The 20,251-nt window shown below is 56.9% G+C and carries 13 protein-coding genes; 6 read left to right on the forward strand and 7 right to left on the reverse strand.

Going from position 1 to position 20,251, the window contains the following annotated elements; translation table 11 throughout:
* Positions 1–317 precede the first annotated feature (317 nt).
* Positions 318–947 (reverse strand): GDYXXLXY domain-containing protein, encoded by a 630-nt coding sequence (locus NE637_RS06485; RefSeq protein WP_227118101.1) that lies wholly within the window; start codon positions 945–947, stop codon positions 318–320.
* The gene (locus NE637_RS06490; protein ID WP_227118102.1) at positions 940–3,357 is read right to left on the reverse strand and encodes a DUF2157 domain-containing protein; all 2,418 of its coding nucleotides are present in this window, start codon (positions 3,355–3,357) and stop codon (positions 940–942) included. Before NE637_RS06490 ends, NE637_RS06485 begins: the two co-directional genes overlap by 8 nt.
* Before the next feature lie 433 nt (positions 3,358–3,790).
* Here NE637_RS06490 and NE637_RS06495 point away from each other — a divergent pair, with 433 nt between their 5' ends.
* Positions 3,791–5,566, forward strand: a complete 1,776-nt coding sequence (locus tag NE637_RS06495; protein WP_227118103.1) for a methyl-accepting chemotaxis protein — start codon at positions 3,791–3,793, stop codon at positions 5,564–5,566.
* Positions 5,567–5,680: 114 nt separating this feature from the next.
* Entirely contained in the window at positions 5,681–6,922 is a 1,242-nt protein-coding gene (locus tag NE637_RS06500; protein WP_227118104.1) for an MFS transporter, read from the forward strand.
* A 99-nt stretch (positions 6,923–7,021) separates the two neighbouring features.
* Here NE637_RS06500 and NE637_RS06505 read toward each other — a convergent pair whose 3' ends face one another.
* Entirely contained in the window at positions 7,022–8,536 is a 1,515-nt protein-coding gene (locus NE637_RS06505; RefSeq protein WP_227118105.1) for an outer membrane homotrimeric porin, read from the reverse strand.
* Between the two features lie 411 nt (positions 8,537–8,947).
* Here NE637_RS06505 and NE637_RS06510 point away from each other — a divergent pair, with 411 nt between their 5' ends.
* On the forward strand, positions 8,948–10,582 hold the full coding sequence (locus NE637_RS06510; protein WP_227118106.1) for an ATP-binding protein: 1,635 nt from the start codon (positions 8,948–8,950) through the stop codon (positions 10,580–10,582).
* A complete protein-coding gene (locus NE637_RS06515) occupies positions 10,579–11,256 on the forward strand; it encodes a response regulator (RefSeq protein WP_227118107.1) in 678 nt (225 codons plus the stop codon). The genes NE637_RS06510 and NE637_RS06515 overlap by 4 nt, the downstream gene beginning before the upstream one ends.
* 24 nt (positions 11,257–11,280) lie before the next feature.
* Here NE637_RS06515 and NE637_RS06520 read toward each other — a convergent pair whose 3' ends face one another.
* The 4 genes from NE637_RS06520 to NE637_RS06535 form a co-directional block, all read right to left on the reverse strand.
* The gene (locus NE637_RS06520) at positions 11,281–12,027 is read right to left on the reverse strand and encodes a sulfite exporter TauE/SafE family protein (protein ID WP_227118108.1); all 747 of its coding nucleotides are present in this window, start codon (positions 12,025–12,027) and stop codon (positions 11,281–11,283) included.
* Between the two features lie 281 nt (positions 12,028–12,308).
* Positions 12,309–13,148: an amidohydrolase family protein gene (locus NE637_RS06525; protein ID WP_192113434.1), complete on the reverse strand. Its 840-nt coding sequence runs from the start codon at positions 13,146–13,148 to the stop codon at positions 12,309–12,311.
* Between the two features lie 47 nt (positions 13,149–13,195).
* Positions 13,196–15,055, reverse strand: a complete 1,860-nt coding sequence (locus NE637_RS06530) for a TRAP transporter large permease (protein WP_192113433.1) — start codon at positions 15,053–15,055, stop codon at positions 13,196–13,198.
* Positions 15,056–15,128: 73 nt separating this feature from the next.
* A complete protein-coding gene (locus tag NE637_RS06535) occupies positions 15,129–16,139 on the reverse strand; it encodes a TRAP transporter substrate-binding protein (RefSeq protein ID WP_192113432.1) in 1,011 nt (336 codons plus the stop codon).
* Positions 16,140–16,736: 597 nt separating this feature from the next.
* Between NE637_RS06535 and hpsG the strand changes: the two genes are divergently transcribed.
* Together hpsG and hpsH are read left to right on the forward strand one after the other, a co-directional pair.
* Positions 16,737–19,232: a (2S)-3-sulfopropanediol dehydratase gene (hpsG, locus tag NE637_RS06540; protein ID WP_215646963.1), complete on the forward strand. Its 2,496-nt coding sequence runs from the start codon at positions 16,737–16,739 to the stop codon at positions 19,230–19,232.
* A 63-nt stretch (positions 19,233–19,295) separates the two neighbouring features.
* Entirely contained in the window at positions 19,296–20,237 is a 942-nt protein-coding gene (hpsH, locus tag NE637_RS06545) for a (2S)-3-sulfopropanediol dehydratase activating enzyme (RefSeq protein WP_227118109.1), read from the forward strand.
* The last annotated feature ends 14 nt before the right edge of the window (positions 20,238–20,251 follow it).

Consider the following 20,251-nt stretch of genomic DNA (forward strand, 5'->3'; position numbering starts at 1 on the left):
TCTATTAGTGCAACAAATGAGACAGACAACACTCCGCGGTTATTCATGAAACGCTATCCCCTATACACAATTTTCCAGACCTCCTGTGAACTAGACAATGCAATTGCAATTCTATGAGATCCATAGCGCCAAAACATCTAAGACAATCGCCCTTCCGATCAATATCGATAAAAACTTACCGCAAAAAAATCAACTCCGACATATCCCAGAATTTGGAATAGGCAAAAGACTGCGGGTATAAGATCTTATTAAAATTTTATGCATCGCTGTGACACGACCAGAATAATGTTCGTCGCCATTCATTTTTATCTCCCCCCTCACCCCAGCCCCACAAGCAGGGTCTTGCCGTCTGGCGCGAGCTTAAATACCCCAAACTTAGCACCCGTATACTGCTGGGCGGTTCCCTCCTGAAAATAGAAGGCCGGGGCGGCTGAGAGCACTTCGTAGCCGCGCAGCCTGTAGGCCAGCAGAAATTCATCGGCTTGCAGGGGGCTGCCATCATCCAGCCGCACAAATGATGCCGCGTGCGGCACCGGGTCATTGGTAATGCGGAGCACGGCAAAGCCTTCCGCGTTACTGCTTTCATCATGTGTATTGCGGCTGTTTGCGCTCGCTGTGGGGGAACTGGCCCCGCCATCCACGCCCCCACCGTTTGCCGCATTGCCCGAAGCTCCGCCCTCCGGTGCCCCGTTTGCCGCATTCATTTGAGCTGCCTTTTGGCCCGCGCTCTGCGTGGCGCTCTGCCTTCGCAGTGCATTACGAATATCGTTGTTCACCACATAACGCAGGGCCATGTAGTCGCCCATGAGCGGCGCGCGCGGGTCAACCGGGGCAAGGGCCAGCAGGATTGTCTTGCCTTCCGCCAGCACTGTTTCCATCCGGTATACGGAAAGGCCGTAGCCGCCCAAAAACAAAACCAGCACCGCAAGAATATAGAGCTTACGCATGGGCTGCCTCCCGCGCCGCAGTTTTTGCCTGCCATAGCCGCAGAATCAGGGCCAGCGCCAGCAAACCAAGGCCTGTTGCCATCAGATAGATGGATTTTTGCGAAAACGGTACAGCCAGACTGTAATAATAAAAAACCATGTAGGCGAAGAGATACGCCAGCACAAAGCCCTGCATCACCACGCTGCCCATCCGCCTTGCCAGCGTTAGCCCCAAAAGGGCCAGCCCCGCCCCCGGCAGATACCACGACAGCGCAAACACAAGGGGCATGCCAGCCATTGTGAGCAGCCGGGCGGGCCTGCCCGCGCCTTTGCCTAGCCAGAATGCCAGCGCGACCACAGCCAGAGCCGGGGCAAGCCCCAAATATCCCGTTGCCAGACCGGGCAAACCCATATCGCTGGCGAGGCTATACGCCGGAGCAAGGGTGAACATCTCAAAAATCAGCCCAGAAGCGTAAAAGCCGTAAAACCACCCTTCCGCCACTTTGCCACGCGCCGTGCCGCGCCACCTGTGTTCACGCAGGCAATAGCAGGCCAGCCCCGCGCAAACCAGCGCCCACCACAACGAAAGCAGCTCCACCGCGCCGCCCGTTTCGGAGGCGGCAAAACCATTGCGCGCATACCCGTAAAAGAACGCAATCCCCAGCGCCACTGAGTTGCCGATCACAATAGCCGCAAGCATTGCGTAGCCAGCATTGCCCATGAGGATGCCGAGAACCAAAAGCACCCCCGCCAGCGCAAGACAGGCCAAACCTTCGGGCCTGATGCTGGCGCACAGAGCAATGGCAAGCCCGACAGTTCCGGCAATCACCAAGGCAAAGCCAAAGTGCCGGGCAAACAACTGCTGCCTTGCCAGCAGCACCCGCCCCATAAGCAGCACCGGCACAGATGCCGCAAAAACTGTCAGTTCCTCATTGGAGCTGATCCCCAGACTCTCAAAAAGCAAAAATCCAAAAAAGACGATAAAGAAAACCGCCGCCATCCATCCGCCAAAGGCAAGCATGCCCCTGACATACCAGGGGGAGGGTTGCTCCCCCAGCCTGCCCAATGCGTCAGACAACGATTGATTGAGAGGCACAAAAGCGCCCGCCTGCAAGTGCGCCCACAGCGTTTGCCAGTTATTCCCGGCAGTGGCGCGGGCAAGGATTGAAGGAAAAAAGGCCACGGTTTCGGCCTCCTGCCGGGGGGACGTCATCATGCTGCGTTGCAGGTGCAGGAGTATCTTTGCCAGCCCCGCAGTCACGCCCGTGACAAGCAAACCCCACAGCAAAAAGGTTGCCATGCTTCCGGCGCTGAAAAACAGCTCCGCTTCCGCCAGAGCGGAAAGCAGCACTGCCGCGCCCGCTGCCAGAAGGGTTGCAAGCATGAAGAGGTCGGGTTGCCGGGTGCGATACCACCACCACGAAAAACCCGCCACGACCAGGGCAAAACCCACAACAAAATTGGGCGAAAGCCAGAGCATCTGCCCATCCCTGAAATACAGGTCAAAAATGGTGGCGATCAGAAAAAACGTGGTGCGGGAAACCATGTCAAAAAAGAGCAGCCTGGGCATCCAGCGCGAGCAGAGCCACGCCTGCGCATGGGCCTTGTTTTTACTTTGGCTTTCATTCTGCCCTTTGCTCTGGCCTTGGGGATTATCTGGGGCATCATCCAGATTCTGTTGCAGTCTGGTTGCCGCCCTGCGGGCCATCCACTCCCAGCACGCAATGGCGCAGGCAATGGCAACAAGCCATTCCGGCACCATAAAAAACTGCCCCAAGGCATCAAGAGGCGATGAAAGGCTACGCCCAAGCCAGAGCGCCGCAAAGATATTGGCCGAAATCCACGCGGCAAACCACAGCCCGGCCTGCCTGCCCGCCAGCGCAAGCAGCACCAGCAACGCCGTCCATACCCTGAACAGCTCCCACAGCTCGGCCCCTGTCTGGTAGGTCTGCCCAAACACCGCCAGCATCGGCCCAATTGCAATGCCGCAGGCCAGCAGCAAAACCTGCCCCAGCCGAGTATCCGGCCCCAGCAGCACAGCCCCAAGGCCGCTCCCTGCCACAAGCGCACCCGTGAGCGCCATGCGCGCAAAGGGCGTCATGGCTCCCCAGTTCCAGGCAATGAAGCAGATCATGCCCGCCAGAAAAAACAGCGCCCCGCCCAGCAAAAACATCTGCCGCCAATAGGCGAGCCAGGCCTTGCCGTCCGGCCTGAAACCGCAAAATTCCACGGCCCGCTGCCATGCTACAGTGCTGATTACCCCGGAATCGCAAAGGGTGTTGAGCGAGGCCTTGGTCAGCGGCGGCAACACTCCGCCACCGGGGGCGAGGTCTGGCACAGTGTATGGGGCAGTATCTGGTGCGTGGCCTGCCACATGGTTTGGCGCGTGGCTGGGCGTTGCAGAAGGATCAGAATTTTCAATTTCGGTCATGGGCGGCTTCCTAACTATGCGCAGGGGCTTGAAAAGCAATGACGGTTATCAGTGTAAAGGCAGCATAACAAAACACCCTCTGCCGGAGAACAGGAATATATCTCTGTAATTATAGCCAGATATACGATTCTGCCGCTAGATCAAGCAACACCCGGACAATGCGCCCATTGACAGAAGCCTGCGCGATTCCCCCTACAAAATTTACGACATGCGCGTCATCTCCCTGTTCAAAACAGCCTTTCCAATATCTGCTGATCATATCAATCATATCAAGCTATTGCGCGGAAACGCCCTTGCGCCCAACAGGCAAATGTTACTTTTTTGTGCTGTTCTATTGGCGAGGGTCTGCTGCCCCTATTGTTTTTCCCTGCGCGTCCGTTTAGAACCAAGCATCACATCAGTCATTCTATGATATAACTGCGAGGGAACGGCAATGCTGAAAAATATCTCTGTTGCCAGAAAGTTCACCATTCTTATAGCTTCTGTATTTCTGGGCATGACTGCCCTTTTTGTTATTTCAACATACACGATATCAAAAACATCAATTGGCTCTACAACATATCAATCCATAGAAAACAGCAAGGATTTGCTTGCCGATATTTTACCTCCACCGCTTTATGTGGTTGAAACATATCTTGATGCATTGCAAACCGTTAACACCAATGATGCTGCAAGCCTTAAAAAAATTTACGCTTCCATTGCCCAGCATAAAAAAGCATTCCAGCAGCAATACGAACTCTGGCATTCCGGCGCTATTGACCCAAAGATCAAGGAAATTCTCAATCAGGAACTGTACCCCACGGGGAAGGCCATCTTTGAAATATTTGAAACCAGGCTCAAACCCGCTCTCCAGACCGGCAACAAGGCAGAAGCTGAAAGCATTTGCCTGAGCCAGCTTGCATCTGCCTATCAGAAGCACCGGGGCGTGGTGGACAAGCTTGCGATTCTGCTTGATGCCTATTCCAAAAAAGTTTCGGACGAGGGCCGCAGCGTTGTTGAAGCCGGGCGCATTTTCTTTACCGCCATGTTTATTTGCGGTCTGGCGCTCATCACGGTGATCTCGCTGGCTATCGCCATGGGCATTATCAAGCCGCTCAGGGAGTGCATCTGTTTTGCAAAAAACATCAGCAACGGCGCGCTTGATTCAGAAATGACCATGCAGAGAAAGGACGACTTTGGCACGCTGGCAACGAGCCTCAGCACGATGCTTGTGGAGCTGAAGCGCAAAATTTCTTTTGCGGAAGAAAAAAGCCAGCTTGCCGAGCAGGAGGTTGCCAAGGCCACCCGCGCAGCAGAAGAAGCGCACGAAGCCAGACAAAAGGTGGAAGAGAACCGCAACAAACTTGTGGATACAATCCACAGGCTTGAGAGCGTGGCGGGTGTTGTGACTGCGGCCTCCGAGCAGCTTTCTGCGCGCGTTGAGCAGTCCAGCCGGGGCGCGGACGAGCAGTCAGGCCGGGTGCGGGAAACCGCCACAGCCATGGAAGAAATGAACGCCACCGTGCTTGAGGTCGCCAGAAACTCCCAGCGGGCTGCCAGCGCCTCTACCGAGACGCGCGGGCAGGCTCAGGACGGCGCCGCCGTTGTAGACAAGGCGGTCAAAGGCATTGAAGACGTACGCGCCCACTCCCTTGCCATTCGCGAAGACATGGCGGTGCTGGGCAAACAGGCAGACGGCATCGGGGAGGTCATGAACATCATTGCAGACATCGCCGACCAGACCAACCTGCTTGCGCTTAACGCCGCCATTGAGGCTGCGCGCGCAGGTGATGCGGGTCGCGGCTTTGCCGTGGTGGCCGATGAGGTGCGCAAACTGGCGGAAAAAACCATGACGGCAACCCAGGATGTGGGCCGCGCGGTGAACGAAATTCAGGCTGGCACGCGCAAAAACATTTCCAGCGTGGAAACCGTGGTCAAGGCCATTGAAAACGCCGCCGCCCTTTCCGCCCACTCTGGCGACTCGCTGAAAAATATCCTCGGCTTTGTGGATCAGGTCAATGATCAGGTTCAGTCCATTGCCACGGCCAGCGAGCAGCAGTCCGCAACCAGCGAGGAGATCAACCGTTCTGTTGAGCAGATTGCCACCATCTCCGCAGAAACAGCGCAGGCAATGGAACAGGCCGCCACGGCGGTATCTGACCTCATGCAGCAGACCCAGATATTGCATCAGCTCATAAAGGACATGAAGGCGCAAAGCCAGACAGCCTGAGTAATCCCCCACAAGATCGCAAGCTCCCCAATGGCTGCCTTTGGGGAGCTTTTTTGCGCACTGCCCCATTGCAAGCAACTGGACGCCTATCAGACATAACGGTATAGCTTGCCCATGATACCCCGCGCTCGCTTTATCATGCTGAATCTGTACCACATTCTGATTGACGGCCTTTTCGATTCCGTTCCCGTTGTGCTGGCATTCATGGCGCTGGCCCTTGGCAGCGGAGAAACAGACGTGGGCCTTGTGGTGTCGCTGGGCGCGGCCCTGAGTACTGCCGTTGGCCTTGGCACGGGCCTGTTCTCACGGCGATTCGGCTTTTACGGCTCTGTGACCCTGCTTATAGGTCTTGCCGGGCTTGGCTATCTGGGCGCGGCTTTTGCGGGCAGCATGATCACCGCCGGGGCGTGCTTTGTGCTGGCAATGGCGGGCTTTGCCGCCTTTCATAACATTTCTTTTTCCTACATCACGGCCAATACTGAAAGGCAGAGCCTTGGCCGGGTCATGAGCGACTTTACCGCCATTGGCGATGTGGGGCGTATCCCGCTGGTGTCTTTTGCCGCCTTTGCGGCGGCCTACTCTGTGGGAACCATGCCGGGCTGGCGGGCAGTCTGCCTGGCCTATGGCGTGCTGGCCCTGTGCGCCGCCCTGTGGCTCTTTTACACCGCCGTAAAAAAATCCCCATCGGCAGACGCCAGCACGCAACCGGGCGATCCCGCTTCTGATCCATTGCCCGGTGCTGAGGCAGCCCCACCCCCGCGCCCGAGGCGCAATCCTTTCGCCGGGTTCAGCATACTGAAAAACCGGGATGTCTTTCTGGCAATGCTTGCCAGCATGCTCAATGCTTTCAGCAACGACAGAATCTTTACCTTTCTGCCCCTGCTGCTGGTGGCAAAAGGCATAGACGCCAAAACCATCGGCTCGTTCGCTCTTGGCTTCACCCTCGGTTCCTTCGTGGGCAAGATGGCCTGCGGACGCCTGATAGATATTTTCGGCACCCGAAAAATCTTTGTTATCGCCGGTATTATCCTTGCCCTGCTGCTTTGCGCCCTGCTCCAGTCAAGCAATCTCATACTGACGGTGATTATATCCCTGGCCATCGGTATTGTGACCAAGGGGACTGTGCCCGTCATACAGACCATCATCACGGAGCCGGTACGCGGCGCAACCGTCTACGATGCCATTTTTTCGTTCAATTCCTTCGGGCGCGGCATAATCAACATGCTGACGCCCGTGCTGTTTGGCGGCATTGCTTCCCTCTGGAGCATGGATGCCGTTTATCTGCTCATGGCTGCGGTCGCCGCGCTGGGCATTGTGCCTGTTCTGCTTATGAGCCGGAGCCGCACCGCCGAGTGAGCAACCGCTGCCGTCTGCACGTCCCGATAAAAGCGAAAGCGCCCATGAAATCATGGGCGCTTTATTTTTGCGGTGCGTCAGGTGCTGACCGTGCGAGGCCTAGAACTGATACACAAAGGTCACGGCTGTATTCCAGGCATCGGCGCTGCGGTCGCTCTTGCCATTCATCTTGCTGTTGCCCCACACGGATGCGCTCTTGTCGAGGAAGAGCGCATCATAGTTTGTTTCCACGTAGATGGTGAAGTTGTCGTACATCTTGTACTTGGTGCTCAGGCCAAATTCCACAAGGCTGTCGTTGCGGGTCAGGTACAGACCCTCGCGGCCTGGCACGGAACCATCATTGGGGGCCATCCAGCTTCCATTGGCGTTTTTGATCTTTTTCAGGATCGCCGGGTCGTTGGTGCCGCCCATGTAGTTGATGCGGAAGGTATGGCTGAGGTTGTCGATAAAGCTCATATCCTTGAGCCGCGCGCCAATGCCCCAGGTGCCTGTCATGGATTTGCCCACAATGCTGTCGCGGCCCACAATGGGATCGCCGTGAAAGGCGAATTCCGAAAAGTCGTTGGGGTTGTTGGGGTGAATGTTGGGCATGCGCTCGGAGCCGTTGCCCAGATTGTCGTCGTCGCCCGAGGTGTACCAGCCGTAGAGACCAGGGGTGCTCCAGTCCAGCTTGTATTCGAGCAGCAACGAGGCCAGCCAGCCTGCGCGGTTCATGGCGGCATCGTCATACTGCACGGAGCCGTAAACAACATCCCACGACACGCGGAAAGGATCAAACAACGTCACCTGACCGGGCAGGCCCATCCACATGGCATTGCCGTATTCGCTGAGCTTGCTCTTGTGGAAGCCGCCGTACAGGGGCAGCAGACCGGCCTTGGGGCCACCGGCGGAGGCTACGCTGGTATAGCTGGTGATCTGGGAATTTTTGACGTTGTTGTAGTTGATGGCCGGGCCAATGCCCATATACATGCCCCAGGGCGCGAGGCTTACACCGTCAAGCGTCAGGGGCAGGGTCAGGCCCACGGCGTCCATGTTATCCATATAGCCGGGGCTGCGGTTGGTTGCATCAGTGGTGTTGTCGTTAAAAAGGCGCGCCCAGAAGGCCGTCACGCCAACGTTTTCATTAAAGGCGTAGGAGGCGGTGATGCCCGCCGCATCATCGGCCAGCACCTGGCTGTTGTTGATGTAGTCGGGCAACTGCATTGGCTGAATACCCATGCGCACCTTGAGGGCAGTCTGCGGCACAGTCCAGTCGAGAAAAGCGTTCTTGACCTTGACCCAGTTGCCGTCCGCGCCCAGCGAGCCGCCGCTGTTGCTGGCGCCCCAGTATTGCATCATGCCGCGATTGTAGCCGCCCAGTTCAAAGTGCACCGTGCCGGAAAGATTTTCAGAAGCCTTGGCGTCCAGTTGCAGGCGAACCTGCTGGGCGGCTTCAAATTCGTCTTCACCGGAGCTGTAGCCCGTTTTGTTCCCGCCCTCGGTAAAATTGCCGTGCTGGCCGTAGCTGAAATTATAAGCCCAACGGCCCTTGGCCGAAAAATCAATGGCGCTTGCTCCCCCGGGCACTGCGCACAACATCCCGGCTACCAAAAGTAACACTGCAATTTTCTTCATCCCCGGCTCCATCTTCGTTTCCTGGTTCAGTAACTCAATGACCAACGCAACAGCCTTCCAAAATCTGCACACATAGGGGGGTCGCCATTCCTAACTCCGCAGGTGATATTTTTCCACACTATTTTTTACTTGGCCGTGGAACGTGTGGGCTACGCGCGCTACACCTGTGCGGTTTCAGGGGATATTTTCAAAATGTTGCCATTTGCGGCAGCACTCCCAATCTGGCAGCAATACCCGTTTTCAGCGCGCTTGCCGCCATTTGCGGCCCCACAACGCACCTGATATGATAGCTCCTGGCGGGCAAGCCCACGCCTGCCGCAATTGTGCCGCACACTCACAGGCGGAGCCCAGCCACGGGCCGCCGCCACAATCCGGTCTGCCCGCCAGCATGACCGCCCTCATCGGTTTGCCATGCTGCACGCCATCAGAAATTCCAGCCTGTTTGTAAAGCTTGTTATTATGGTCAGTCTGGCGCTTTGCCCGCCCATGCTGCTTGGGCATCTGGCTGGTTCCTATTTTATCAGCAAGTACGGCTATGAGGATGCGGAAAACACCGTTTCAAGCGTGGCGCAGCTTGCGGCGGAATCGCCGCTGGTGGTGGAGGCCATGCGCACCCGCCAGCCCGAGGCGTACAGACAGATGACCGCCTTTCTTGAAACGCTCACCCGTGCCTCGGACGTAAAATTTATCGTGCTGATAGATATGCAGGGCATCCGCCTTTTTCACCCCGACGCTGCAAAAATCGGTCAGCACTTTATGGGCGGCGATGAAGGCAAGGCCCTTGAAGGGCAGTCCTACCTTTCATCGGCGCGCGGCACATTCGGATTTTCGCTGCGGGCGTTCCGGCCCATTTTTGACGCGCAGGGCAATCAACTGGGCGCGGCTTCCGCGGGTATTCTGTCCAGCGATATTGAAGCGGGCGTGGCGCGCCTGACCGGGCCTCTTGGCTGGCTGCTGGCGCTCTCGCTGGCTATTGGCATCGTGCTGGCGGTGCTGCTTTCGCGCACCATTAAAAAAATTCTTTTCGGGCTGGAGCCGCACCAGATCGCGCGGCTCCTTGAAGAACGCAACGCCATACTGCGCACCACCCGCGAGGGAATTATCGCCGTAAACAAGGACGGCACCCTGGTGCTTGTTAACGAAATGGCCGAAAAAATCCTGCGTTCGGCGGGCGTTTTCGGCCCGTTGGAGGGCCAGCCCGTGCAAAGCGCCATCCCCGGCACCCGTCTTGACGCCGTGGTCAGGGAGGGCAGGCCGGAGTACGACCAGGAGCAGAATATCAACAGCAGCGTGGTGCTGACCAACCGCGTGCCCATTCTGGTGCAGGGAGAGATAATCGGCGCGGTGGCGACCTTCCGCGACATGACGGACGTGCGCGCCCAGGCCGAACGCCTCACCGGCCTCAGCAATTATGTTGAGGCGCTGCGCTCGCGCTCGCACGAGTACCTCAACAAGCTGCACGTCATTTCCGGTCTGTTGCGCAATGGCCGCCACGCGGAGCTTGATGCCTACCTGGAGCAGATCATCGGCAGCAAAAAACTGGAAACTTCCGCCATTGCCGCGCTGGTCAAGGATCCCATTGTTGCGGGTTTTCTGGAGAGCAAGTACAGCCGCGCCCATGAAATGGGCGTGACACTGGTGATTGAGGGGCACGGCGTGATCCCCCCGCTTTCGCCCAAGGGATCGCACGCCTTGGTCACGGTGGTGGGCAACCTCATTGACAATGCCTTTGAAGCCACCATCTACGCTGTAGAAAAAAGGATTACCCTGAATATCGAAAATATCCCGGCTCAGGCGGGCGGGTACGACGAACTTGTTATCAGCGTGTCCGATACCGGACGCGGCATTTCCGATGAACATCTGGAAAAAATATTCACCAAGGGCTTTTCCACCAAGGGGTCAAACAGGGGCATCGGGCTTTACATGCTGCTGCTTACGCTGGAAGAAATGGACGGTTCTGTGGAAATCGACGCAAAACCTGGGCACGGCACGGTCTTTACCGTGCGTGTTCCTGTGGCTGCGCTGGCGCAAGGAGAACAGGAATGATCCGCGTGCTCATCGTTGAAGACGATCCCATGGTGGCAGATCTGGCGGCAGTGTATCTTGAGGGAATAGAGGGCTTTTGCCTTGAAGGCAGGGCCAGCTCCGGCGAGGCCGCGCTGGAACTGCTGCGCGCCGGAGAGATTGATCTGGTGCTGCTCGACATGTTCATGCCCGGCATGACCGGCATGGAACTGCTGCGCATCATCAAGACCAATTTTTTCAATACAGACGTCATCATGATAACCGCCGCGCAGAACAGCGACGACATTCTCAACGCCCTGCGCATGGGTGTTGCAGACTATATCGTCAAGCCCTTCACGGTTGAGAGGTTCCGCGCCGCCCTTGAGCAACTGCGCGAAAAGCGCCAGCTGCTCACATCGCCCGAGGTGCCCATCACGCAAGAAATCCTGGACAAGCGCATATTTATTAAAAAATCTGGTCAGCCTCCGGCAGATACCCCAAAGGGCATAGACGCCACCACACTGCAAAACATCATACAGGTGCTGCAGGGCTGTTCCGGCCCGTTCAGTCTCAAGGATATTGAGCCGCTCACGGGCATTTCGCGCATATCGCTGAAAAAATATTTCGACTACCTTGCGGCGACTGACCGCCTGGGCAGCGAAAAAGATTACGGCGGCCACGGCAGGCCCGTGACCAGATATCACTGGAAAGGCTAAAGTGCAGAAAAGCCCGCTGCTGGCCTAGCCCAGCGCCCGCCATGCGATGAACAGGCCTATGGCCATGCAGAGCCCGCTGACCATGCGCTTGAGCAGGCTCACAGGCACACGGTGTGCAATATGCGCGCCCACGGCTATGCCCACAAGCTCGCAGGCCGTGACCCACCAGACCGTGGAATAGGAAATAAAGCCGTTGCTCATGTTGCTTGCAGAGCCGGAAACAGAAATAACCATTTGCAAAACCTGGCTTGTGGCAATGCACTGCAAGGGCGCATAGCTGAACAGCAGCATGACCGGCACGGAAATGATGCCCCCGCCAGCCCCCGTCATGCCGCACAAAAATCCCGTAAAAATGCCAATACCAAAGAGCAGCGCCGTATTGCCCCTTGGACTGAGCCGTTGTGCCATGCCCGTGCCCTTGCGCGCCGGAAGCATGGAATACAGACTGGAAAAGATTATCAGGCAGGCCAGCAGAATGTTGAGCCCGCGCGCCGGAACATACGCCCCCACGTACGCCCCCACATAACCCGACAAAAAGCTGCCCGCCACCACAGGCAGGGTAACCCGCCAGTCAATGGTGCCGTAGCGCTGATAGCTCGCCGTTGCCACAATGCCCGCAAACAGAAAGCTGAACAGCGCCGTTGCCATGGCCTCATGCGTGCCAAGCCCGCCGAAAAACATGATGGCCGGGATCAGCAGCACGCCGCCCACCCCTGTTGCGCCAATAAGCGCGCCCACCAGAAATGACGAAACCGCAAGCGCCGCAAGCATAAAGGCTCCCATAACAGACGCCGGACAATAGTGCGAAGCCTGTCCGGCCAATATCAGTCTGGCCCAATAACAGCCCGACCCGGCGTGACGCAGCACACGCCCAGGCCGGACTGTGAACGGGGGCGGGCTGGCATTAGCCCGGCCCCCGGCAGGAGGAGAGGGTTTCTCCAAATGGGGTCTGGCAGCACGCCAGGCGGTCAGCCCTCCACGTGCCAACCAGCCTGCACGGCAGAACTGCCGTAGCGGCGGCCAGACTCCAAAGTTATCAGAGGATCAGGGTGTTACGCCCGATCCAGCCCCAGCACACGGCGGGCATTTTCATACATGACCTTGCGCCGGGTTTCTTCAGTGAGGTCAAAGTGGATATAGGCATCAAGGGCGTCAGCAAGCTCCACAAAGGGATGGGCGCTGGCAAAAAGCACCTTGTCGGGAATGAGATCGTTCATGGCGCGCACATACACGTCAACCATGGGCGCGCGCTCGTATTCCGAAATATCCATGTACACGTTGGCATTGCGCAGGCAGGTGTACACGGCCTCGTTCACGTAGGGGTATGCGCCGTGGCTCATGATGAGCGTAAGCTCGGGGAAGTCGCGGGCAACTTTGTCCACATCGCGGGGGTCGGCGTATTCCAGAATGGCCCCAGGCACCTGCGGCGGCGGAGCCATGGTGATGAATACGGGGATATTCAGTTCGCAACACTTTGAGTACAGGGGATAAAACCTGGCTTCAGAGGCAGGGATATGGGCAAGATAGGGGTCAATGGCAATGCCCTTCATGCCGTATTCGGCCACAACCTGCTCAATCTCGCGCACCGCCGCCATTTTCTTGTGCGGGTCAATGCCCCAGAAGCCCACAAACTTGTTGGGATAGGCCCGGCAGAATTCAAGCACGCTGCCGTTATTGGCCGGGAAACCGTAGGTCGTTTCGCAGTCGCGGCCTGTGATGACGCCAAGGTCTACGCCAAGCCGGTCAAGATCGGCCACAATATCCTCAAGCGGCTGGGGCTTGCGCTTGTCAAAGCCAATGGCCTTACAGGCAGCCTTGAACATGGAGCTGTTCTTGATGCCGTTGATGATCTCCGGCGTATTGGGACGAAAACGAAAATCAATGGTATTCATTGTGCAGTTCTCCTGAACTGGCTACAGAGTTCAACAACCCAAGTGCGTTATTTGCCGCCTACAAGGCAAAGGGGCACTTCGGGAATATAGGTGCAGATGAGCAGCACGATCACCATGAGGCCAATCATGGGCAGGGCCATACCTGCTATCTTTTCCAGTTTGGCCTTGGCAACGCCGCTTGCCACAAACAGATTGACGCCCACTGGCGGCGTGATGAAGCCAATGGCAAGGTTTACGACGATGATGACGCCGAAATGCAGGGGCGACACGCCCACACCCGTGACAACGGGCAGCAGTATGGGCGTAAGGATGACAATGGCGGCCAGAGCCTCCATGAAGGTGCCCACAATAAGCAGAAGGATATTGATGAGCAGCAGGATGACGATCTTGCTGTTTGTGAAGCCCAGGATGGCGCGGGCAATGGTGCCGGGCACATCCTCAATGGTCATGATGTTGCCGAAAAGCGTGGCCATCGCCATAAGCACAATGATAATGGCCGAGGTTTCGCACGATTCAACGCATGAAGCGAAGAATGTCTTGATATCCATTTCGCGGTAGAGAAAAAGCCCCACGATCATTCCGTAAAAAGCGGCGATGGCTGCGGCCTCGGTGGGCGTCATGACGCCGCCGTAAATGCCGCCAAGCACGATTACAGGCACCATGAGCGCCCACTTGGCTTCCCACGAGGCCTTGCCCAGGGTATGCAGGTTGCGCACCTTGTTTTCGCCGCGCCAGCCCTGCTTGCGTGAATAGAAGTAGCAGTAGCCCATGAGCACAAAACCGGTCATGATACCCGGCACGATGCCGCTCATAAACAGATCGCCGATGGAAACCTGGGCGGATACGCCGTAGACCACAAAGGGGTTGCTTGGCGGAATCATCACGCCCACGCAGCCAGCAGCAGCCACCAGGGCGGCAGAAAAATACTTGTCGTACCCGCGTTCGATCATGGCAGGGATGGTCAGTGCGCCAATGGCCGCCACCGTGGCCGGGCCGGAACCGCTGATAGCCCCAAAGAACATGCAGGTCACAATGGCCGTAAGGCCCATGCCGCCATACAGACCGCCCACTATCTCGTCCGCAAGGCTGAGCAGACGCCGCGAAAGGCCGCCAGCGCCCATGAACACGCCCGCAGCGATAAAGAACGGGATGGCCATGATGGGGAAACTGTCGATGGACGTAAACGACACCTGGGCCATGTACTCAATAGGCAGGGTGTCTGCGCTTATGATGGTGGCAAGGGTGGAAAGCCCCAGCGAAATGGCAATGGGCACGCCAATGGCGCACAAAACCACAAAGTATCCAAAAAGCGCCGTCAGAGGCTCAATATAATCAAAGATAAAACAGGGAGAAGCAATGAGCGCTGTCAGGGCCAGACCAATGAGCGTATCAAGCGCGCCGCACTCCTTCACCTGGCCGTAGAGCGACTGCAAAAGCCGCAGGCACATGAGGCCGAAGCCCAGCGGCAGAATGAGGTACGGCACAAGATAGGGCATGCCCAGAGCAGTTGTGTACTGGGGAAATGTCAGCAACCGTTCTATCTGCCCCCAGCCGAACCATGCGATGGTGGCTGTAAGGCATAAAAACAGCGTTTCAACCGTTATCCAACTGATGCGCTGCCAGCGGGGAGGCAGGTGGTCATACAGCATGTCCACGCGGATGGACGAGCGCTTTCTGATAGCCACAGAAACGGCCAGATAGGAAATCCAGATAAAAATATACCGCGAAAGCTCTTCAGTCCATACAGCCGCACCGGCACGTTCAATGAACTGGGTAATGATGTAGCGGTAAATAACCTGCCAGGTAATGAATAAAATAATGCTGATCAGGCCAGCGACCATGAAAATGCTTTCAAAATTCTGGTTCAGCCAGCGCAGAGGACTGTTTTTTGCTTCTGTGGCGTTCATGCTTTTCCCCGTCGGTGAGTGCTAACTCTTGTTGGGGGGCCTGCCAGCAAAACTGGCGGCCCCCCGACAATAACTACTTCTGCGTTGCGGCGATCAGTTCCAGCAACTCAGCAGGAATTTCCTTGGCAAACTTTTCGCGCACAGGAGCGGTCTTCTTTTTCAGTTCCTCACGCTGTTCGGGAGTGAGCATGTGGATGGTGATGCCCCGGTCACGGAAGGCCTGCCAGGCCAGCTTTTCAAGCTTCACGGTCTCCGCGCGCTGCCATACCAGAGCTTCGTGAGCCGCTTCGGCGATGATCTTCTGCTGTTCGGGGGTGAGGCTGTCCCACTTCTTCTTGTTCATCAGCAGCACATGCATGGAATAGTTGTGCTGTGAATCCATGGCATACTTAAGCACTTCAGTGTGCTTGGCATCGTTGAGCAGGGAGAATGTGTTGCCCTCGGCATCTACAGTGCCCTGCTGGAGCGCAGTGTAGGTTTCACCCCAGGCCACAGGAGCCGGGTTCATACCCAGTTCGGTGGCCACGGCCACTTCCACGGGGGAATCCGTGGTGCGCACCTTGAGGTTCATGAGATCCTGCACGCTGTTCAGGGGCTTTTTGGCAGAAACAAAGTTGCGGTAGCCGTATTCGCTGAACATGATGGTCTTGAGGCCGATACCGCCTGCAACCTTGTCCAGAGCCTTGCCAAGATCGCCTTCGTCCAGGGCCTTGTAGAGCTTGTCCTGATTTTTGGGGTCAGTCACATAGGGCAGATCGATGGCCATAAAGGCCTTGGAAAAACTGGCAAGGTTGGGCGAAGAGCTTGAAGACATATCAAGCGTGCCAGCCTGAGCGGCTTCTGTGGTCACGCGGTCGCTGCCAAGCTGACAGTTGCCGAAAATCTGGATGCGGATTTTCTTGTTGCTTTTCTGCTCAACAAGTTCCTTAAACTTTTCATACCCTACGGTCACGTTATTGCCCGGAGCCATGGGGTGTCCCAGCCTCAGGGTCAGCGGCTTTTCAGCAAAGGCATCTTGCGAAAAAAGGCTCATGCCGAGGCAGGCTGTAGCCGCAAGAGCGGTTGCAAAAAATAGTTTACGCATGTTTCTCCTCGCTCTCTGTAGGGGGTTGTAAAACATAAACCAGGACGGCCTCATCAAAGGCCTCCGCTTTGTGATTTTTTTGTTTTGCACAATGCGTGCCATTAAAAATCAGGATCTAAAAGTGCGTATGGCTAATTTAGACTTATTTTACAGCTAGTTAATAATAAACAAAGCGCGCAGCCAATCAGCGCAAGATTATTGCTGTCGCAAATCCGCACCTATTGATACCTGCTGCCGACAACGCTTCTGGGCACATTGTGAAATATGTTTCATATAGGATTTTCGCAATTTTGAGACCCTTTGGCAAACCGCAATTCCTCAGCATGTCGCAAAATTGCGTCGCACTCCTGTACCAGTTTATCAAAAAACAATCCTGACTGATGCAATCATGCATCATCCCTTCCCTCGCAGGTGCCATCTGAGCGCCTGCAAATTCATATTTTTAAAAAAATAAAATTATTTCATAGTATTATAAAATTTGGCACACCCCATGCAAATAGGGGGCAACCGAGGATTGCCACAAACTATCGGCGTTCTCCGCGCGGCGGCACCACAACAGCACCGCGCGCCACATATTCATATTTCAGGAGTAGCGTGATGAGCACCACCACTTGCGAATGCCGGTCCCCCCAGGAACAGCGTTTGTACGACAAGATTGAGGGCAGGGAAGACAAGTTCCGCAAAACCCACACCCGCGTTTTCAAGCTGCTGGAGCGCTTTGAGGGCCAGAAGCCGCGCATCGACATTGAACGCGCGCTGTACTTCACCCAATCCATGCAGGAGACAGACGGTCAGCCCCTGGTACTGCGATGGGCAAAGGCCCTCATGCACATTGCGAAAAACATGACCGTCTACGTGCAGGAAGACCAGTTGCTGCTTGGCCGCGCCGGTTGCGACGGCCGTTACGGTATTCTGTATCCCGAACTGGACGGCGATTTTCTGGATATCGCCGTGCGCGATCTGCCCACCCGCAAGACCTCGCCCGCCACGATCACGCCTGAAGACGCCAAGCGCGTTATTGAAGAAATTGCGCCGTACTGGAAGGGCAAAACCTACCATGAGGCCCTTAACGCCGCTCTGCCCGCCGAGATCCACAAACTGACCTATGACGACCCCATGGGGCTTATCTCGCGCTTTATCGTCAACGAAACTTCGTCCTTCCGTTCGTCCATCCAGTGGGTGCACGACTATGAAAAGATCCTGAAGCGCGGCTTTAACAGCATCAAGAAGGAAGCCCAAGACAAGCTGGACGCCCTTGATCCCCTGAGCTGCAAGGACGCCTGCGAAAAGCGCCCCTTCCTTGAAGCCATCGTCATCGTGTGCGATGCCATCGTGCTGTGGGCCAAGCGCCACGCCGTGCTTGCCCGCGAAATGGCCGCCAAGGAATCCGACCCCACCCGCAAGGCCGAACTGCTGCGCATGGCCGACAATGCAGACCACGTGCCCGGCGAACCCGCCCGCGACTTCTGGGAAGCCTGCCAGAGCCAGTGGTTCACCCAGATGTTCTCGCGCATTGAGCAGAAGACCGGCACCACGATCTCCAATGGTCGCATGGACCAGTACTTCTTCCCCTTCTACGCCAAAGACCGCGCCGAAGGCAAAATCACCGATGCCCAGGCCACGGAACTGCTGGAATGCATGTGGGTAGGCATGGCCGAGTTCATCGACATGTACATTTCGCCCACCGGCGGCGCTTTCAACGAAGGTTATGCCCACTGGGAAGCCGTGACAGTTGGCGGCCAGACCACCGATGGGCGCGACGCCAGCAACGCGCTGACCTACCTGATCCTCAAGTCCAAACGCGAGTTCCCGCTGCATTACCCCGACCTCGCGGCCCGCATCCACTCCCGCGCGCCTGAGCGCTACCTGTGGGACGTGGCCGAAACCATCAAGTACGGTTCCGGCTTCCCCAAGCTCATCAATGACGAAGAAATCGTGCCCCTCTACGTTTCCAAGGGCGCGACCTTTGAGGAAGCCCTGGACTACGCGGTTTCCGGCTGCACCGAAGCCCGCATGCCCAACCGCGACACCTATACCTCCGGCGGCGCATACATCAACTTTGCCGCTGCCGTGGAAATGGTGCTGCGCAATGGCCGCATGAAAAAATACGGCGACCAGCTGCTGGGCGTTGAAACCGGCGACCCGCGCAACTTCAAGACCTGGGACGAATTCTGGAACGCCTACGTGCAGCAGCACCTGCTGTTCCTCAAGGCGGCCTTTACCCAGCAGTACATCATCAACAAGCTGCGCGCCCAGCACTTTGCCCAGCCCATGGGCTCGGCCATGCACGACCTGTGCATGAAGCACTGCATTGACCTGCATCAGGAACATATCCCCGAAGGCATCAACCTGGGCTACTTTGAATACATGGGCCTTGGCACGGTCGTGGACTCCCTCGCCGCCGTGAAAAAGCTGGTGTTTGAAGAAAAGAAACTGAGCATGGACAAGCTGCTGGCAGCCATTGACGCCAACTTTGAAGGCTACGACGACGTGCGCGCCATGTTGCGTTCCGCCCCCTGCTACGGCAACAACGATGAATACGCCGACGCCATTGGCCGCGAAATCGACAAGATTTCTGTGGAATACGGCGGAAAGTACTCCATGAAGGAGCTGGGCATCCACAACGATGTGCGCTACGTGCCCTTCACCTCGCACGTGCCCTTCGGCAAGGTGGTTTCCGCCACGCCCAATGGCCGTACCGACGGCTTCCCGCTTTCCGACGGCTCCTCGGCTTCGCACGGCGCGGACGTCAACGGCCCCACCGCCGTGCTGCTCTCCAACTACCAGACCAAGAACATGGGCATGCGCGACCGCGCCGCCCGCATGCTGAACATCAAGTTCACGCCCAAGTGCGTGGAAGGCGAACAGGGCACGGAAAAGCTGGTGTCCTTTATCCGCACCTTCTGCGACCTCAAGCTCTGGCATGTGCAGTTCAACGTGGTGAACAAGCAGACCCTGGTGGCCGCGCAGAAAGACCCGCAGAAGTACCGCAACCTCATCGTGCGCATTGCCGGGTACAGCGCCTACTTTGTGGATCTGTCGCCCGACCTGCAGAACGACCTGATTGCCCGTACTGAACACGACGTGATGTAATATTCAACCGCGCGGCAGCCTCAGCATCCGGGCTGCCGCGCTTTTTTCATAAAGGAAGGGTTTATGTGCCTGGAAGACAGCCAACAGCGGGGCATGGTTTTTAACATACAGAAATATTCGGTTCATGACGGCCCCGGCATAAGAACCATTGTCTTTCTCAAGGGCTGTGCCCTTTCCTGCCGCTGGTGCAGCAACCCTGAATCGCAAAAACGCGAACCGGAGCTGGCATTCAATGCCGGACGCTGCCTGGGCGTTTCCAAGTGCGGGCACTGCATTGTGGCCTGTCCGCACGGCTCCATCACCCTGGGTGATGACGACAAGCTGAACATTGACCGCAGCCGCTGCGCCGAATGCGATCTGCCCTGCGCCGCTGCCTGCCCCGCCCAGGGTTTGCTGGTTTATGGCAAAGAGCGTACGGTGGATGATGTGCTGAATGTCGTTGAACAAGATATGGCCTTCTACGCCCGCTCTGGAGGCGGCCTGACCCTTTCGGGAGGCGAACCCCTATTGCAAGGGGAATTTGCCGTGGCCCTGCTGCGCGAGGCCCGCACCCGGCGCATCAAAACCGCGGTTGAAACCTGCGGCATGGTTTCGCCTGATACCATCCGCGAGGCCGCGCCATACCTCAATTACGTGCTGTTCGACATCAAGCACATGGACAGCGCAGTGCACGAAGCGCAGACAGGCCTGCCCAACAGGCGTATCCTCGAAAATTTTCGCATTCTGGCAGAAGAATTTCCCGATCTGCCCATACTGGCACGCACACCGATAATTCCCGGCTTTAACGACAGCGAAGAAGCCATTGCCGCCATTGCCGGATTCCTCAAGCCTTTTGAGCGGGTGGAATACGAAATGCTGCCCTACCACCGCCTTGGTACGCAAAAATACCAGTTTCTCGACAGGCCCGTGCCCATGGGCGATGTAAAGCTGGAAACAGAGCACATGAACAGGCTTCAGGCTGTGGCGCAGGGCATCCTGGGCGATCGGCTCCGCATACCCCACTGATAACCACTTACCCC

The sequence above is a fragment of the Desulfovibrio desulfuricans genome, assembly GCF_024460775.1.
Taxonomy (GTDB): Bacteria; Desulfobacterota; Desulfovibrionia; order Desulfovibrionales; family Desulfovibrionaceae; genus Desulfovibrio; species Desulfovibrio desulfuricans_E.

Coding starts and splice junctions, on each gene's coding strand:
- NE637_RS06485 (WP_227118101.1), bottom strand. CDS start 947: ATGCGTAAGCTCTATATTCTTGCGGTGCTGGTTTTGTTTTTGGGCGGC.
- NE637_RS06490 (WP_227118102.1), bottom strand. CDS start 3,357: ATGACCGAAATTGAAAATTCTGATCCTTCTGCAACGCCCAGCCACGCG.
- NE637_RS06495 (WP_227118103.1), top strand. CDS start 3,791: ATGCTGAAAAATATCTCTGTTGCCAGAAAGTTCACCATTCTTATAGCT.
- NE637_RS06500 (WP_227118104.1), top strand. CDS start 5,681: ATGATACCCCGCGCTCGCTTTATCATGCTGAATCTGTACCACATTCTG.
- NE637_RS06505 (WP_227118105.1), bottom strand. CDS start 8,536: ATGAAGAAAATTGCAGTGTTACTTTTGGTAGCCGGGATGTTGTGCGCA.
- NE637_RS06510 (WP_227118106.1), top strand. CDS start 8,948: ATGCTGCACGCCATCAGAAATTCCAGCCTGTTTGTAAAGCTTGTTATT.
- NE637_RS06515 (WP_227118107.1), top strand. CDS start 10,579: ATGATCCGCGTGCTCATCGTTGAAGACGATCCCATGGTGGCAGATCTG.
- NE637_RS06520 (WP_227118108.1), bottom strand. CDS start 12,027: ATGCTTGCGGCGCTTGCGGTTTCGTCATTTCTGGTGGGCGCGCTTATT.
- NE637_RS06525 (WP_192113434.1), bottom strand. CDS start 13,148: ATGAATACCATTGATTTTCGTTTTCGTCCCAATACGCCGGAGATCATC.
- NE637_RS06530 (WP_192113433.1), bottom strand. CDS start 15,055: ATGAACGCCACAGAAGCAAAAAACAGTCCTCTGCGCTGGCTGAACCAG.
- NE637_RS06535 (WP_192113432.1), bottom strand. CDS start 16,139: ATGCGTAAACTATTTTTTGCAACCGCTCTTGCGGCTACAGCCTGCCTC.
- hpsG (WP_215646963.1), top strand. CDS start 16,737: ATGAGCACCACCACTTGCGAATGCCGGTCCCCCCAGGAACAGCGTTTG.
- hpsH (WP_227118109.1), top strand. CDS start 19,296: ATGTGCCTGGAAGACAGCCAACAGCGGGGCATGGTTTTTAACATACAG.